The sequence below is a fragment of the Bradyrhizobium sp. B025 genome, from assembly GCF_042257955.1.
Classification (GTDB): domain Bacteria; phylum Pseudomonadota; class Alphaproteobacteria; order Rhizobiales; family Xanthobacteraceae; genus Bradyrhizobium; species Bradyrhizobium diazoefficiens.
The window spans coordinates 5,153,469-5,168,808 of sequence record NZ_CP170150.1 but is presented as its reverse complement, the minus strand read 5'-3'; the positions used below and the strand labels follow the sequence as shown (position 1 = coordinate 5,168,808).

At 63.8% G+C, this 15,340-nt stretch carries 16 protein-coding genes; 1 reads left to right on the top strand and 15 read right to left on the bottom strand.

The annotated features are described in order from the left end of the window. Positions 1 to 30 precede the first annotated feature (30 nt). The 15 genes from ACE10W_RS24140 to ACE10W_RS24070 all read right to left on the bottom strand — a co-directional run bounded on the left by ACE10W_RS24140 (position 31) and on the right by ACE10W_RS24070 (position 14,585). Positions 31 to 1,236: a class I SAM-dependent methyltransferase gene (locus ACE10W_RS24140; protein WP_182871969.1), complete on the bottom strand. Its 1,206-nt coding sequence runs from the start codon at positions 1,234 to 1,236 to the stop codon at positions 31 to 33. Then, positions 1,229 to 2,446, bottom strand: coding sequence for a class I SAM-dependent methyltransferase (locus ACE10W_RS24135; RefSeq protein WP_182871968.1), 1,218 nt, complete (start codon positions 2,444 to 2,446; stop codon positions 1,229 to 1,231). Before ACE10W_RS24135 ends, ACE10W_RS24140 begins: the two co-directional genes overlap by 8 nt. Before the next feature lie 332 nt (positions 2,447 to 2,778). Further along, positions 2,779 to 3,357, bottom strand: a complete 579-nt coding sequence (locus ACE10W_RS24130; protein WP_182871967.1) for a WbuC family cupin fold metalloprotein — start codon at positions 3,355 to 3,357, stop codon at positions 2,779 to 2,781. Further along, positions 3,335 to 4,000 (bottom strand): class I SAM-dependent methyltransferase, encoded by a 666-nt coding sequence (locus ACE10W_RS24125; RefSeq protein ID WP_011088180.1) that lies wholly within the window; start codon positions 3,998 to 4,000, stop codon positions 3,335 to 3,337. Before ACE10W_RS24125 ends, ACE10W_RS24130 begins: the two co-directional genes overlap by 23 nt. 25 nt (positions 4,001 to 4,025) lie before the next feature. Next, positions 4,026 to 4,418 carry an LIC12192 family sporadic carbohydrate cluster protein gene (locus ACE10W_RS24120; protein WP_060907975.1) on the bottom strand — a complete coding sequence of 131 codons (393 nt, stop codon included), beginning with the start codon at positions 4,416 to 4,418 and terminating at the stop codon, positions 4,026 to 4,028. Further along, the gene (locus tag ACE10W_RS24115; protein WP_182871966.1) at positions 4,411 to 5,217 is read right to left on the bottom strand and encodes a sporadic carbohydrate cluster 2OG-Fe(II) oxygenase; all 807 of its coding nucleotides are present in this window, start codon (positions 5,215 to 5,217) and stop codon (positions 4,411 to 4,413) included. The genes ACE10W_RS24120 and ACE10W_RS24115 overlap by 8 nt, the downstream gene beginning before the upstream one ends. Further along, positions 5,214 to 6,332 carry a DegT/DnrJ/EryC1/StrS aminotransferase family protein gene (locus tag ACE10W_RS24110; protein WP_182871965.1) on the bottom strand — a complete coding sequence of 373 codons (1,119 nt, stop codon included), beginning with the start codon at positions 6,330 to 6,332 and terminating at the stop codon, positions 5,214 to 5,216. Before ACE10W_RS24110 ends, ACE10W_RS24115 begins: the two co-directional genes overlap by 4 nt. Beyond that, complete coding sequence (locus ACE10W_RS24105; RefSeq protein WP_011088176.1) at positions 6,322 to 7,428, bottom strand: DegT/DnrJ/EryC1/StrS aminotransferase family protein; 1,107 nt, start codon at positions 7,426 to 7,428, stop codon at positions 6,322 to 6,324. The genes ACE10W_RS24110 and ACE10W_RS24105 overlap by 11 nt, the downstream gene beginning before the upstream one ends. 8 nt (positions 7,429 to 7,436) lie before the next feature. Then, positions 7,437 to 8,396, bottom strand: coding sequence for a transketolase family protein (locus ACE10W_RS24100; protein ID WP_060907973.1), 960 nt, complete (start codon positions 8,394 to 8,396; stop codon positions 7,437 to 7,439). Positions 8,397 to 8,406: 10 nt separating this feature from the next. Further along, on the bottom strand, positions 8,407 to 9,255 hold the full coding sequence (locus tag ACE10W_RS24095; RefSeq protein WP_182871964.1) for a transketolase: 849 nt from the start codon (positions 9,253 to 9,255) through the stop codon (positions 8,407 to 8,409). After that, positions 9,230 to 10,267, bottom strand: a complete 1,038-nt coding sequence (locus ACE10W_RS24090; protein WP_370204473.1) for a phosphotransferase — start codon at positions 10,265 to 10,267, stop codon at positions 9,230 to 9,232. The genes ACE10W_RS24095 and ACE10W_RS24090 overlap by 26 nt, the downstream gene beginning before the upstream one ends. Further along, positions 10,264 to 10,875, bottom strand: a complete 612-nt coding sequence (locus ACE10W_RS24085; RefSeq protein WP_244651773.1) for a hypothetical protein — start codon at positions 10,873 to 10,875, stop codon at positions 10,264 to 10,266. Before ACE10W_RS24085 ends, ACE10W_RS24090 begins: the two co-directional genes overlap by 4 nt. Positions 10,876 to 10,880: 5 nt before the next feature. Further along, on the bottom strand, positions 10,881 to 11,882 hold the full coding sequence (locus ACE10W_RS24080) for an NAD(P)-dependent oxidoreductase (RefSeq protein ID WP_028171385.1): 1,002 nt from the start codon (positions 11,880 to 11,882) through the stop codon (positions 10,881 to 10,883). 24 nt (positions 11,883 to 11,906) lie between these two features. Continuing rightward, complete coding sequence (locus tag ACE10W_RS24075) at positions 11,907 to 13,472, bottom strand: PfkB family carbohydrate kinase (RefSeq protein WP_097532105.1); 1,566 nt, start codon at positions 13,470 to 13,472, stop codon at positions 11,907 to 11,909. 84 nt (positions 13,473 to 13,556) lie between these two features. Beyond that, a complete protein-coding gene (locus ACE10W_RS24070; protein WP_011088169.1) occupies positions 13,557 to 14,585 on the bottom strand; it encodes an SDR family oxidoreductase in 1,029 nt (342 codons plus the stop codon). 160 nt (positions 14,586 to 14,745) lie between these two features. On the opposite strand from ACE10W_RS24070, the gene ACE10W_RS24065 reads away from it, so the two are divergent. Continuing rightward, entirely contained in the window at positions 14,746 to 15,333 is a 588-nt protein-coding gene (locus ACE10W_RS24065; RefSeq protein WP_231166508.1) for an SIS domain-containing protein, read from the top strand. Positions 15,334 to 15,340: the final 7 nt, after the last annotated feature.

The window sequence follows — 15,340 nt, the reverse complement described above, 5'->3', positions numbered from 1 at the left end:
TCCGATGATGCCAATGCCTGGCCTCACTTGCTACGATCCCTCGATGCGCTTCCGGACGACGAGGAAATGCGCCGGCTGCCCCCAGGTGTCGATGAACGCCTGGTCTGACTGGGTGAGGGCGGCGATCGCGGACGCATCGCGCCGTCCGATCGCGCTGAAGATGCGATGGAAACTGTCGAGCGTTGCGGTGATGGCTTCGATGTCGGAAGCATCGTCGGCGAGAATGTCCGTCGTCAGGATCGTCTCGCGTAACGAGGCGAGGCTGGTGATCACGCGGGGCAGGCTGTCGCCGAAGGGCTCGTCGATCATCCTGTCCACATCGAGCACCAGCGCTTCGATCGAAGCCGAGATCGCGCTCACCGCGTCGGCCTTGCCGACCAGATAAAGCTTTCGTCCCCCGAGGAAGCTCAGACGGCTGCGGTCGAGATGGCGCGTGGCGCGACGCAGCTTCTCGTCCGCCGACAGGACCTTCTTGTGCCAGTAGACGTCCAGGCTGTCGCGATAGGCGGGCCATGCCGAATGGATGTCGAACCCCTGCTCATGCGCCGCCGTACAGAGGGCCTCCGCATCGAGGAAGTAGCGGTGCCGGACGAACGGATTCTCGAGCACGTCCATCAGCCAGGATTCGAAGCTGCGGGTGTGCGGAATGCTGTTCCACTTCGGCTCGAACAGCAGCTTCGCCGTCTCCAGCTCGGAGCGGCCCGTCAAGACCTTGCCGGCGGCATGGATCGCCTTGAGTGCGAGCTCGAAGAAGCCGCCGTAACGTTCGTAATAGGAAACGACGGCGTAACCGTCCGGATTGAGCAACCGATGGAAGATGCCGAGCCATTTTTCGCTCGGCTGCACCGTGTAGATGAACCCTTCGGCGTCGATGACGTCGAAACGGCGGTCGCTGCGAAACCCCTCGACGTCGGACAATGCGAGTTCGCGAAGACGTTCCGCCTGGCCGAAATGCGCGAAGTAGGCCTCAATCTTCGGGTGCGCATGCCGGTTCGGTTCGGCAAGCGTCATTTTTGCGCCCCAGCCGGCAAACACCAGGGCGTTCTCACCGGAATCAGGACCGAATTCGAGAACTTCCGCATCGCGGAACAGCCGCGAAGGCAGCACCAGCTTGTCCGAAAACAGCTCGCGACGCTGGCCGGCGTAGGCGGTGAGTTCGGCAGAGGATTTGAAATTGCCGAACGTCGGCAGGATGTCCTGGCGTTCGTAGTAGTTGAAGAGCTTGTCGTCAGCCATGCTGCGACCCTGCGGCCGCCTCGAGGCGATCGAGCTCGCTCCAGATATCGGACGGCGCGAAGATGGAGACGATGTGCAGCGGACGCTTCACGTTTTCGCGCAGCCGGCTGCTGACCTTGGCTTCGTTCTCCTGGTTCACGGCAAGAAGGCAGACGAGCGGTTCGGACTTGCCGGCGAGATCCTCGGGCGATCGGATCGGAATCCCGGTGCCGGGCAGGAACAGTCCCTGACGCTCCTTCTGATCGTCGACCGAGAGATCGACGAGATCCGCAAGTTCGTGGGCATTGGTGAAGGTGCAGGCGCGGCAGCCCGCGCCGTAGATGGCGATCTCGGCGCCGCTGGCGCGGGCCTTGGCGAGAATCGGTCGCAGGCGGGCGCCATACTCCCTCGCGCGCTGGCCGAATTTCTCGCCGACGCCGGCGGGGGCGGGCGGTGGCGTCACGTCGCGCGTCGCACGGCGGGCCGCGATCGCGAGGCTGCCGCCGCTGAAATTGTATTTCTTCACGGACACCGCCTCGAAGCCGTGGCGCGCCAGCAGCGCGACCAGGGTCGGCTCGGTGAAATAGCTGACGTGCTCCTCCCAGAGGACTGAGAGGTCGCCGGCCGTCGAGCCCGGCGCGAAATCCGGCACATCGATGAACAGCAGCCCGTCGTCGCTGAGCGCGATCTTCACGCAATCGAAAAAGTTCTCGAAATCGACGATGTGCTCCAGCACCTGGCGCGAGACGACGAGATCGAATTTGCCGGCCTGCGCCACGGCGTCGTGACACATCGCAGGGCTGATCATGTCGGCATAGACCTTGATGCCGCGCTCGCGGGCGATCTTGCCCGACACCGGGTTGGGCTCCACGCCGACCAAAACTTTCGCGCCGCGCTCGCGAAGCTTGTCCATGAACAGGCCGTCGTTGCAGCCGATCTCGAACACGGATTGATGGCTCGAGAATTTCGCGATGGTATCGAGCTCGTCGACCTGGTGCGGCTCAGGCTTCCAGCTGCTGAAATTGTAGTTGAACTGGCGATACAGGATGTCGGGATCGATCGGCTTGACGATCTGCGGCAGACCGCAATCGCCGCAGGCGAGCACCTCGAACGGATACCGTTCCTCCTGCTCGTTCCGGCTGTGCCGAAGCCGATGCGCAATCGGCATCTGCCCGAGGTCGATGACCGGTCGCAGGTTGGTCGAATGGCAGAGGCGGCAATGGTCGGTCACTGGTTGTTCTCGCATTTGGCAGGTCTGACGGGGCGATTTTCAATGAAACCGGCGCGGCCCGCAATGAGATGGTCCCGGATACATCCAACCCGGGGTGCACGGCGCAGCCCTCCGGCCGATGCGTCCTCAATCAATGCAGGTAGCAGTCGTCGGTAGGTCCCGCAAGACGCGCGGCAGTCCATTGAAGGGAAGCGGGTACGGCGTGGCTTCCGCCGTGTCGGCGGTCCCCAATGCGATCTTTCTGAAGTCGCGCGTAACGTAGGCAGCTTCATCGGGTAGGTCGTCCTCGGACGTTCAAGGCGGTATAGTCGAGTAGCGGTATCAGTCGAAATCTAACGTCCCGCCAGATGCTCCGCGGCGAGCACGCCAGTCTTCGCGACATAGTCCTGAACCGCGGCGGCATCGCTGCCATCCGGTGCCCAGTCGGGAAAAGCCGTGCGGGAGGGGTCGAAGGGACCGGCGGTGGTTTCGTGAAACACCAGCCACTCCGAGGTGATCAGGATCGAGTGGAAGACCTGTTCGGGCATCCGGTAGTAGCAGCGCTTGCCCTGGCCGTAGGGCGCCATCTCGAGCACGTCGCGAATGCGGCCGTCATCCTCGAAGATCACGACCTGCGCGGTGCCCTCGATCACGTGAAACGATTCAGGTTTGCCAAGATGCATGTGGGGTCGCACATAGGCCTCGCGATGATGCACGATCAGCATCTCATGCAGGCCGGACGAGGGATCGGGATGCGTGCACAGCCGGCTGCGCAGGCGCGGGTTGCCGGCGGCAATACGCTTCAGCTCCGCGATCGTGGCGTCGTCCACCGTGACGATGGCGTCGTCCGAATAGTAGACTTCCGGATTCTGCGCACGCAGCGAGGTCGGTGGGCGCGGACGCGCCGTCTCATTCGAAGAAGATGAACCCATGGTCGCCCCGATAGCCGCATTTGTCGTAGATCCAGGCCCATGTGTCCGGGCCATGGAAGCTCAGGCAGGTGAGTTGCCAGTAGAGGAGATTTGCCTTCTCGCGCTCGTTGCGGAACGATTCCACCATCAGATATTTCGAGGCGCCGCGTCCGACACGCTCGATCTCCGACACCGCGCGGAAGACGTCCTCGAGTGGAAGGTTGTGCAGCACGCCGAGCGACACTACGAGATCGAAGCTGTGATCGGGGTAGGGCAGCTCGACGGCGCTGCCGACCCTCAACTGCGGCCGCACGTCCTCCTTGGCGTTGGCGATGCCATACTCGGAGACGTCGATGCCGGCGATCGTGAGGTCGGGGACGAGTTGGGTGAACTCGTAGAGCAGATAGCCCTTGCCGCAGCCGACATCGAGCACGCTCATGCCCGGCTTGATGCCGTAGCGGTCGATCAGGGTCTGGGCGAGCGGGCGCCACCGTCCGTCGTAGCGATAGCCGCCATAGCCGTAACGGCGGTCGCCGTCCCAATAGTCGCGCCCCCATTGCCGCGCCACGGCGGCGGATTCGGCCTTGTCGTGCTCGACGACGCGCTGAACGTAGTCCCGCTTGGTCGATGCGTGCATCGGCTGGAGCAGGTTGATCTCGGTCATGATCGTCAACCGGTCCGCGGCATCGTCACAGGATGGTCGCGAATTTATTGACGAGCAGGATGTCCTCGACGGCCTGGACGTCTTTCTGCGACGAGAGCGTGATCTCCTCCACGGCCGCGTGCAGATCGCAGCCCTCGCGCAGCACGCGGTCGTAGATCTCCCGCCGCCGTGCCTCGTCGGGCGGCAGCATGAAGATGCTGTAAAGGATCAGGCCACGCAGCCGCGGCAGCTCATCCAGGATATCCTCGAGCACCATGTAGCTGCCGGGCATGGTGTGCTCGGCGGCGCTGAGCAGATAGTGCAGGTTCTTCCGCCGGGCATAGTCGCGGATCACGATGTTCTGGACGTGCTGCGGGGTACGGCTGCCGTTCAGCGGGCGGGCGCCGATATAGCCGCGATGGCCGGCTCGCTCAGCCATGGAAGCCTCCGGGCAGCTTGTATTGCATGCCGACCCGTGTCGCCGGGCGCAGCAGGATCGGTTCGAAGAATTCGCCGAAGCGCTTGTCCGCGTAGGGGGACATGATGCTCTTGAAGCGGCAGTTCATGCTCCAGCGTGTGCCGGGCTCCTCGTTGACGCGATTGCCGTGCATCAGTGTCTGGTTGAACAGCATCACGTGACCGTAGGGGATCTCGATGAAGGTCGCGTGCGGCTTGATCGTCTTGTACAGCTCCTCGGCGCTGCGCAGGCTGGCCATCCGGTCCTGCATCTCGCCGTTCAGGGACGGCGGCAGCAGGTACATCGACTTGGTGTGGCGGACGTCGACCAGCGGCACCCACACCACGACCTCGAACGGCGAGTCCCCCGACCAGACGTCGGAATGGGTGCCGAGCAGCGATGAGCTGTCGCCGGGAAGCTGGATGCTGAGATTGACGCGGCGCTGCATGCAGAGCTCGTTGCCGACGATGGTCTCGATCGTCGAGCGCGCCAGACGGAAATAGGTCGGCCGGAACCAGGGCTCGGCGTTGAGGCCGTTGAAGACGTGCAGCCGCAATCCGTTGAGATCATCCACGTTCACGCGCGTGTGGATGGTGTCGAGCATCGCATAGGGATCGTTGCTGTGCGGCAGCTTGAGATAGTCCGCCGCGAGTTCGGCGGCGCGCCGCTGGATGCGGTCGAGCCCGGCGCGGTCGTCGGCCGGCGTGGTGACGAAACCATCGTCGATGAAGCGCTGCGCCAGCGCCTGCTCATCGGCCTCGAGGAAGTCCGTATCCGTCATGCGAAGTACTCCCGGGCGGTCGCGCAGATATAGCTGATATCGGCGGCCGAGAGGAACTGGTTGATGGGAAGGGTGAGGATCTGGTCGGCCTGACGCTCGGTCACCGGAAATGCGCCGCGACCATGACCGAGATGCGCTGCCGCCGGCTGCAGGTGGATCGGGACCGGATAATGGATCGCGGTCTCGATGCCGTTGTCGGCAAGATATTTCTGGAAGTCGTTGCGGCGGTCGGTCTGCACCACGAAGGTGTGGAACGTGTTGAACTCGATGTTGCGGCAGGGCGGAATGAACAGCGGCAGGCCTGCGAGCTCGGCGCGGTATTGCGCGGCGTTGCGCCGCCGGCGCTCGATCACCGAGGGCAGGTTGCGCAGGCGAATGCGAAGCAGCTCGGCCTGCAGCGTGTCGAGCCGCGATACGAGGCCCCATTCCTGGACGTCGCTGCGGTTGATCAGACCGTGATTACGCAGGCGGCGAATTCGTGCGGCAAGCTCGGCGTCGGCGGTGACGAGGAAGCCGGCATCGCCCGCGGCATTGAGGTTCTTCAGCGGATGCGCGGAGAAGCAGCCGAAGGTTCCGATGGTGCCGCTCATTCGCCCGTCATAGGTCGAGCCCACGGCCTGCGCGCTATCCTCGATCACGGCGAGGGCGTGCTTGCTTGCGATCGCCATCAGCGGGTTCATGTCGGCCATGCGCCCGGTCAGGTGCACCGGCATGATCGCCTTGGTCCGCGGCGTGACCGCGGCCTCGACCGCCGCCGGATCGATGTTCTGGTCCGGCAGCACGTCCGCAAAGACCGGCGAGGCGCCGACTGCGATGATCGCGGCGGTCGATGCCACGAACGAATTCGGCGGGGTGATGACCTCGTCGCCGGGACCGATGTCGAGCGCCCTCATCGCGAGGATCAGCGCATCGGTGCCGGAATTCAGCGTCACGACATGCGGCGAGCCGAGATAGGCGGACAATTCCTCTTCGAGCTTTCCGACCGCCGCACCGCCGATGAAATCGCCGCGCTGGAACACGCCCTCGACCGCCTGCATGATCTCGGCGCGCTCTTCCTCGAATTGCGCCGGAAGGTTGACGTAACCGATGCGTCGGCGGCCGGTGTCAGCGTCCATGGCAGAACTTCCGAACAGTCTCGATGACGCGGTCCTGCTGCGCGCGTGTCAGGTGCTGGTCCACCGGGAAGCTGATGACTTCCTTGGCATGACGGTCGGTGACCGGGAACGTTCCCGGGGCGTAGCCGAGATGCTTGAGGCCTTCCTGCTGATACAGCGGGATCGGATAGTGGATCTTGGCTTCGATGCCGTTGTCCAGGCAGTACTTGTAAAGCTCGTCGCGGCGTTCGGCGAACACCATGTAGAGGTGATAGACGTGCTTCACGTTGGGCCGGCGCGGCGGGACGCGCAGGCCGGGCAGGCCGGCGAGGCCTGCGTCGTAATAGGCCGCGTTCTCGATCCGGCGCCGCGTGATCTCGCTGGTCTGGCCGATCAGCCAGTTGCCGACGACGGCCTGCAAGGAATCGAGCCGCGAGTTGCAGCCGAGGATCGCGATCTCGTCGCGGTTCTTCATGCCGTGGTTGCGGATGAGCCGGAGCTTCTCGTTCATGCCGTCGTCATTGGTGACGACGACGCCGGCATCGCCCCAGACGTTCAGGTTCTTGAGCGGGTGCAGGGAAAAGCCGGCCGCGATGCCGTGGGTGCCGGAGCGCTTTCCCGCGAACTCAGACAGGATGCCCTGGCAGGCGTCCTCGACGACGGGGATGTTGTGGCGCTGCGCGATCGCCATCAGCTTGCCCATGTCGGTGACCTCGCCGGTCAACTGAACCGGCATGATCGCCTTGGTCTTCGCTGTGATCGCGGCTTCGACATAGTCGACGTTCATGCAGAACGAATCGTCGCAGTCGACCAGCACGGGCTTCGCCCCGGTCTCCGCGATGGCGCCGACGGTCGCGATGAACGTATTGGCGGCGGTGATGACTTCATCGCCATGGCCAATGCCGAGCGCCTTGAGCGGCAGTTTGAGCGCGTCGGTGCCCGATCCGACGCCGATGGCGTGGCGCACGCCGATCAGCTCGGCAAAGCGCTTCTCGAATTCGGCGACGGGCTTGCCAAGGGTGAAGTCCCCGGTCGCGACCAGCCGGCCGATCTCGGCCAGGATGGGGGCAGGATCGGAGAATTGCTCGAGCAGATAGGAATATCGAACGTCGTACATGTGGCCCGTCAGGTGGAATGGAGTTGAGGGGAGGCGGTGTGCGAGGCGGCAAGCGCGCGCTCGATCGAGGCGGCAATGGCGCCGGCGGAAAGCCCGTGCTTCTTCAGCAGCGAGTCCTGCGAGCCGTAATTGTGCATGAAGCTGTCCGGCAGCGACAGCCGCAGCATCGCCGGCAGGCCTGCCCCGAGCTTGTCGATCAGCGTCTCCGCGACCGCGCTGCCGAGGCCGCCGGACGGGACATGCTCCTCGAGAGTTGCCACAAGCTTGATGCCGCGGATCGCTTGCAGCAGCGCCTCGGTGTCGAGCGGCTTGACGGTATGCATGTGCAGGATGCCCGCGCGGACGCCTTGTGCCGCCAGCAGGTCGGCTGCAGCCAGCGCCCGCTGAAGCATGATTCCGGTGGTCACCATGAGGACGTCACCCGGCGGCCGCATCAGGATGGCCTTGCCGATCTCAAAGCCGTGCTCGGCCTTCGAAACGACGGCATCGCCGCCCTTGCCCAGGCGGATGTAGATCGGTCCCTTCCAGTCGAGGGTCTGCTCCATCATGCGCGCCGCCTCGTCGGCATCGCACGGGCAGACCACCGTCATGTTGGGCAGCGCCCGCATGATGGCGATGTCCTCGATCGCCTGGTGGGTGGGGCCGAGCGGCGCATAGACGAGCCCGCCGCCATTGGCGATCAGCCGCACCGGCAGATTGTGCAGGCAGAGGTCGACGGCGACCTGCTCGTAGCAGCGGCGAGTGAGGAATGTCGCGATGGTGTTGACGTAGGGCACGAAGCCTTCCATCGCGAGGCCTGCCGACATGCCGATGATGTGCGCTTCCGAGATGCCTTCGATCAGATGGCGCTTCGGAAACTCCTTGCTCATCGCGCGCAAGGTGCCCGCGCCGGGATCGGAGCCGATGTAAAGCACACGCTCGTCGCGCGCGGCGAGCTTGTGGACCATGTTCATGGCGGTGTTGCGCATGGGGTGCCGATCAAAAATCGCCGACAGCAACGCGTATCGCGTCGAGCTCGCTGTCGGTCAGCTTGTTCTTGTGATGCCAGTCGGCGTTGGATTCTGCGGCCGGCAGACCCTTGCCCTTGACGGTATGGCAGATGATCGCGGTGGGTTTCCCCGCAACGGGCGGGACTTGCTTCAGGACGGTGCGCAGGGCGCCGACGTCGTGGCCGTTGAGCTCCTGCACGGCAAAGCCGAAGCTGCGCCACTTGTCCGCAAGCGGCTCCAGCGGCAGCACGTAGTCGGTGGGTCCGTAGCTCTGGAGCTTGTTGTAGTCGATCAGCGCGACGAGGTTGTCGAGCCCGTGCTTGGCCGCGCCCATCGCCGCCTCCCACACCGATCCCTCGTTGATCTCGCCGTCGCCGAGCAGGACGAAGGTGCGGTAAGTGCGTTCGCGCATGCGTGCGGCGAGCGCGAGGCCGACACCGATCGACAGACCATGTCCAAGCGCGCCAGTCGAGGCCTCGACCCCAGGCACCATTCCGTATTCGGGATGTCCGCCCAGAATACTGTCCGGGCCGCAAAAGCCGTCCAGCTCCGACAGGGGGAAGAAGCCGCGATCGGCCAAGAGCGCGTAGAGCGCCAGACAACCGTGTCCCTTGCTGAGAATCGCGCGGTCGCGATTTGGATCGCGCGCGTTCTTCGGATCGATCCGCAGCACATCGTCGTAGAGCACGCGGACCATCTCGATCAGCGACAGGGCCGGACCGACATGTCCGCGTCCCGCCGAACGGACAGAACCGAGGACCAGGCGGCGCAGGTAAAGGCTGCGCTCGTCGAGCGTGCAGGTGAGGGCGGCTTCAGCGTGGGGTGAGATCTGGATCACGTTGGCAAATCGTTTGATGGAGCTGGCGGGCTTTGTCGAGCTGACCGGCGAGGCGGACCGTCAGCTCGCCACCTTGCGCAGCCAAGGCGCGCCGGGAGCGGCTTTCCGGCAAATAGGCATTCAGGACAATCAGGCACCAAATCGCTCCAAACAGAGGATACAGTACGTCAAGGCGGATCGCAAACGCGTCATCCCTAGCCGCGAAGGCTTGCGCGAGGCGTTCGGTCAATCGATTTGCTTTGGCTTCAGGCAGATTACTACCGGGGTGAATCGCGGTGTCCGACACCAGCTTGACCGGATCGTCCCAGCCGAAATATTCGAAGTCGATGAAGCGCAGCCGGCCGTCCGCGGCGCGCAGCGCATTGTGTAGTCCGAAATCCGACGGGCTCAACGCGCGATGCGCGGGCGCAAGGTCCGCTGCGGGATCCCGGCCGAGTTCCGCATAGCGCTGGCGGAGCCGCCGAATCGCGATGGCAGTGCTGGGAACCAGGCTGTCGTCCATGAACGCGCGCAGGTCCGGATGATCATCCGAGGCGCGCCTCAGTCCGTCCAGGCGCTGCCCGTACTGGGCGACGGCTTCCTCGGGCGAGAAGATGCTGGCCGAAGCGTTCCGCAAAGTTTGCGCGCCGTCGGCGTTGCGCAGTTTCTGCAACGCGATCAGGAAATCAGCCAGTTGATCGGCATCGCCGTCCTGAGGGCGCAGCACCGCCGCTTCGCCGTCGAACCATTGATACAGCGCGCAGAACGCACCCGAATCCTTCGCGATCGGGCGCGGTGTCGACATGATGCCGTGGCGCGACAGAAACGACAGCGCGTCATATTCCTGTCCCAGGCGGTCGCGCCCGTCGGACGGATAATGCTTGAGGGCGAGGGGCGGTCCCTCCGCCATCTCCAGCCGAAACACCCTGTTGTTACCGCCGGCCCGCGCCGGTTGGGCGGCCGCGACCCGCGCTCCGGCCAGGCGGCTGCCGATCGCCATTGCATCCGGCGCGCTGATCTCGGGCTCGCTCATTCCGCAAACACCTCGTGGCGGATGCCGGTCCATGTCGCGATCGGCTTGCAGTGGTCGGGGTGGGGAGGCTGCGAACGCGTGAACAGGATCGATCGCGTGCCCTTCGGAAAATGCGGTTGCTCGAACACCTCAACGAGATCGTCGATGAAGATGTCGAGCTCCAGGCTCACGAGTCGCTCGACCTTGGCGGCCATCGTGTCCTCGAAATAAACGTCGCCGGCAGCCACTGCCGCATCCGCAGCGTCGATCAGGCCGGCACCACGCAGCCAGCCGCGCGCGGCTTCACGCAGGTCGGTATGGTCGGGATCCTGATGACCGAATCGGGTCTTGTGGCTGACGATGTACACCTTCGCGCCAGCCTGTCTGCACGCCGCCAGGAATTCCCGCACGCCCGGATAGATTTCGGCGGCGCCAATGCCCTTGCCGTAGACGAAGCCTTGCAGCCCTTGCCAAGCGAGCTCGCCGCCAGTGCGGGATCGCAGATGATCCCGCACATCGGTCTTCGGCCCCTCCCAGCCCTCGGGCACCAGCCCGCGCTGACGCGCGACGGCGGCAAAGACCTTGTCGTAGCAGATGATCGTGTTGTCGAAATCGATGCCGATCCGCACGCCGCTCACTTCAGGCTGATATTCTGCATCATCTTGATGTTGAAGTACCGGGGGTCGTTGAGCGAGTTCGGCAGGCGGCCGGCCTTGAAGGCGTCCACCAGTCCGGACACGGCTTGTTCGATCGTGTGCGTCGGCGCAAATCCGAGTTCGCGGCGGATCTTCTCCGAGGACACATGGTAGGAGCGCAGGTCGTCGGTCGGCTCGACCGCGATGTCGACGTTGTTGCCCACCACCGATTTCACGATGTCGGCGATCTTCATGAGCGAGTGGTTTTCGTAGCCGATATTGTAGGTCTTTCCGTCGATCTTCGCGTCGTCCTGCTGAAGCAGGAACAGATAGGCCGCGGACATGTCCTCGATGTGCAGGTTGGGCCGGCGCTGCGTTCCGCCGAACACGCGGATGCGGCCGGTGTTGACCGCGAGATTGGTCAGGATGTTGACGACGACGTCGAGCCGCTGCCGCGGTGCGTAGCCGCAGACGGTGGCGGGACGAACGGTGCACGCGACGAACCCGGACGCCGCCTCGTCGGCAAGGTCGGTCTCGCACATCGCCTTGAACTTGGAGTAGTCCGTGAGCGGCTCGCAGGACAGCTCCTCGGTCACCTCGGCCTCGTCCTTGATGCCGTAGACGCTCGAGGAGGAGGCATAGATGAAGCGCTTGATGCCCGCCTTCTTCGCGGCGCGCACCATCGGCCGGAAACAGTCGTAGTTGATGGACTTGCCGAGCGCCGGATCCAGCTCGAACGAGGGGTCGTTGGAGATGCAGGCGAGGTGGATCACCGCGTTGTTGCCGCGCAAGGCCTCGTTGATCGCGGCCTCATCGCGGATGTCGCCCTTGATCAGCCGGAGATTCGGATTGTTGCGAACCGCGTCGAAGACGGATTCGCCATACATGAACAGGTCGAGCACGGTGACCTTGTGGCCCGCGGCCAGCAAGTGGGGAACCAGCACGCTGCCGACATAGCCGGCGCCACCGGTGACCATCACGTTCCATTTCTGATCAATCACTGTCGTTCTCCAGAATTCTTTGCGCTACTTCAGCAACGCGGTGACAAACTTGACCAGGGGGGCCTTTTCGACCGAGTTGCGGTGACCGACGATGCCGACCTTGATCGCGCCTGCGGCATTGCCGATGAAGGCGACGTCCTCGATATTGCCGCCCGCGGCAACCAGCGGCGCCGTGATCGTCAGGAAGGCATCGCCCGCGCCGACGGTGTCGACGACGGTCTTGGTGAAAGCGGGGACACGCGCGACACCCGTCTTCGACGAGAAGGGGTAGCAGCCGAAGGAGCCGTGCGTGATGATCATGTTGTTGCAGTCGATCTTGCGGTGCAGGCCGTTCTCGATCACCGACGCGATGTCGTTGAACTTGTCGGTGGCCGCCAGGCGCGCTTCCGGCGCGTCGATGCAGATGTAGTCGGCGCGCGGATACTTCGTGATCAGATTGTAGCCGTGGTTTCCGCTGTTGCTCTGGGCGTTGATCGCCAGGAACCTGGAGTTCGCGATCAGCGTGTCGATCGTGCTGGGTGCGATCATGCCGTGACCGAAGTCGGTGACGATCACCACATCCCCGCCGCGAACGCGCTCGGCGGTGATACGGTCGATCTCCTTCCGCTCGGTCTCGTCGAGCGGCGTGTCGTCCATGGTGTAGACTTCGAAGAGCTTGTGCAGATAGCCCAGCTCGACGTACCGCAATTTGCGGGTCGTCGGACGGCCCTGAACGCGGATCGGCGTGAGCGTGACATTCGGGCGGACATGCGCGCGGATGAACTCTTCAGGGTAGTCGTTGCCACCCAGCGTCGTGACGATCTCCACCGACTTGCAGAAGCTCGCCACGTGATTGGCCGCGGCGATGACGCCGCCGGCAAATTGCTCGCCGTTCTTGAGCAGGGTGGCGACGATGTTTTCCTTCGAGGCCTTTCCGAGCGCCGTGACGTACTGGTATTCGTCGATGATGGTGTCGCCGACCAGCACGACGTGCATGTCCTGGATCTTGTCGATCAGCTTCAGCAGTCGTTCGGCGCCACCGCCTTCGCGCACCTTCTGGAGGTAGTCGCGCAGAGGGGGATCGTAGATGTCGAAGTAGCGGTTCATCAGCGACGACGAGCTGAAGGTCACGTCGCGCGTGAAGACGATGCGGCCGCCATGACGCTCGACGGCCTCTCGCTCGGTGGCGATCTTGCCGGTGACGTCATCCTCGGGGTTTTCGTAGTCAGAACCCTTCACGTAGATGTCGGGGCGCACGGTATCGAGGATCGGCTCGGCGCTCGATGTCTGGTTGATGCCGACCCAGTCGACCGTGCCGAGCGCGGCCAGCATCTCGGCGCGCATGTTCTCCGGGAAGATCGGCCGCCCGGGGCCCTTGTTGACAAAACGGTCGGCCGTAACGGTCACGATGACGACGTCGGCCTCGTTGCGCGCCGCCAGGATGTGCCGGACGTGGCCAAGATGCACGAGATCGAACACGCCGTGGCAGAGCGCAACGGTGCGGCCCTCGGCCTGCGCGGCGCGCGCGACCGCTCCCAGTTCCTCGATCGTCTTGATCTTCTCGTGCGGCGCCGGATGGACGGCCGCCTTGTCTGTCGCAGAATTGCCCATGTGAGTTACCCAAAAGCGCCGGCCGGCCTCAGCCGGCTGGTCCGAAATTGATCGATTCGCGGTAATGATACCCGGCGAACCTGTTCAATAGCTTGCCTTCTGCGGGGTACCGGGCGCCGAATCGCTGTCGTCACCGAGATATTTGAACCAGTCCTTGGTGGCGTCGGCAATCTTGTCCACCGTCCACAGGGGAGCGTCCTTGTACTGGTCCATCGACTTCAGCATCGTCGCGACGCCGTCCTCGAATTTCACCTTCGGCGTCCACTTCAGGACCCGCTTGATCTTGGTGATGTCGGCGTAGGTGCAGTCGGGCTCGCCGGGGCGCTTGGGAATGTGGACCTTGTCGCCGCCGAGCAACTCGACCAGCCGGTTGACGCTGTAGGTGTTGTCCGAGCCGACGTTGAAGATCTCGTGCGAGACGTCGGAACGCGCTGCCGTGACGAAGGCGTCGGCGACATCGCTGACGAAGGTGAAATCGCGGGTCTGCTCGCCGTCGCCGACCACCGTGAAAGGCTTGCCGGCGAGCTTCTGCGCCATGAACACGCCGAACACGGCACCATAGGTCCCCGTGGTGCGATGGCGTGGCCCGAACACGTTGAACAGACGGAGCGCCACCGCCGGAAGCTTGTAGACCTGGCACCAGTGCATGACGCACTGCTCGCCGAGATTCTTGGTGAGCGCGTAGGGGTACATCGGCCGGATCTCGGCGCTCTCCGGCGTCGGATAGATGTCGGGGATGCCGTAGCAGGACGACGACGCCGCATACACGAAGCGGCTGACGCCTGCCTCCCGCGCAGCCTCGAGAACGTTGACCGTGCCGTCGACATTGGCGCGGTGATACGGGATCGGCGATTCGATCGAGGGAACGATGTCGGCGAGTGCCGCGAGGTGAAACACCCAATCGATACCGGAGAAATACGGGCTGATCGACTCGCGGTCAGTGACGTCGGCACGGACGATCTTCAGCCGGCTCGAATCGGCGCGCGACGACAGATTTTCGGAACGTCCGATGACGAAATTGTCGAGCGCGATCACCTCGTGGCCGTCATCGAGGAGGCGATCAACGAGGTGACTGCCGATGAAACCGGCGCCGCCAGTGACGATGCATTTCATAGGAACATCCGTAGCGCGAATGCCCTGCGGGCGTCGCCAATGTTGAGTGAAACCCTGAAGCCGACTAACAGTCGGTCGCAACTTTTGCAAGTATTATACCTTTGCAATCGCTAGTAATAGCCGGTATCAGGGCGTCATGTTGCAGTCGAGCCGTCACGCCATGCCCGCCGAATCTCTCGATCCCGATCACAAGGCTTTCCTCGACGATTACGTCGGACGCCTTCATCGCGCGACGGCGATTGACGACGGTGTTTTTGCCGGCATCTCTGCCACCCGCACGGCCTGGTTGCGCACGCGCGAGCAGGGCGGTCGCGTCATCTTCATCGGTAATGGCGGCTCGGCCGGCATCGCCTCGCATCTGGCGATCGACCTCGCAAAGAATGCATCGGTGCCTGCGCTGTGCTTCAGCGATGCAAGCATGATGTCGTGCCTCGCCAACGACTACGGTTTTGAGGACTGGATCGCGCACGCCGTGCGGCTGAGCGCCCGCGCCGGCGACTGCCTCGTTGCGATCAGTTCGTCGGGGCGCTCGAAGAACATTCTCAATGCGGTCGCGCAGGCGCGTTCGATGAAGCTCGATGTGATCACGATGTCGGGCATGAATGCGGACAATCCCCTGCGTAATCTCGGCGACGTCAATTTCTGGGTGGACAGCCGCAGCTACAACATTGTCGAGACCACGCACCAGTTCTGGATGATGGCCGCGATCGACCTCGTCATCGGTCGCGCGGAATACCCGGCGTCCTGAGGCGGGT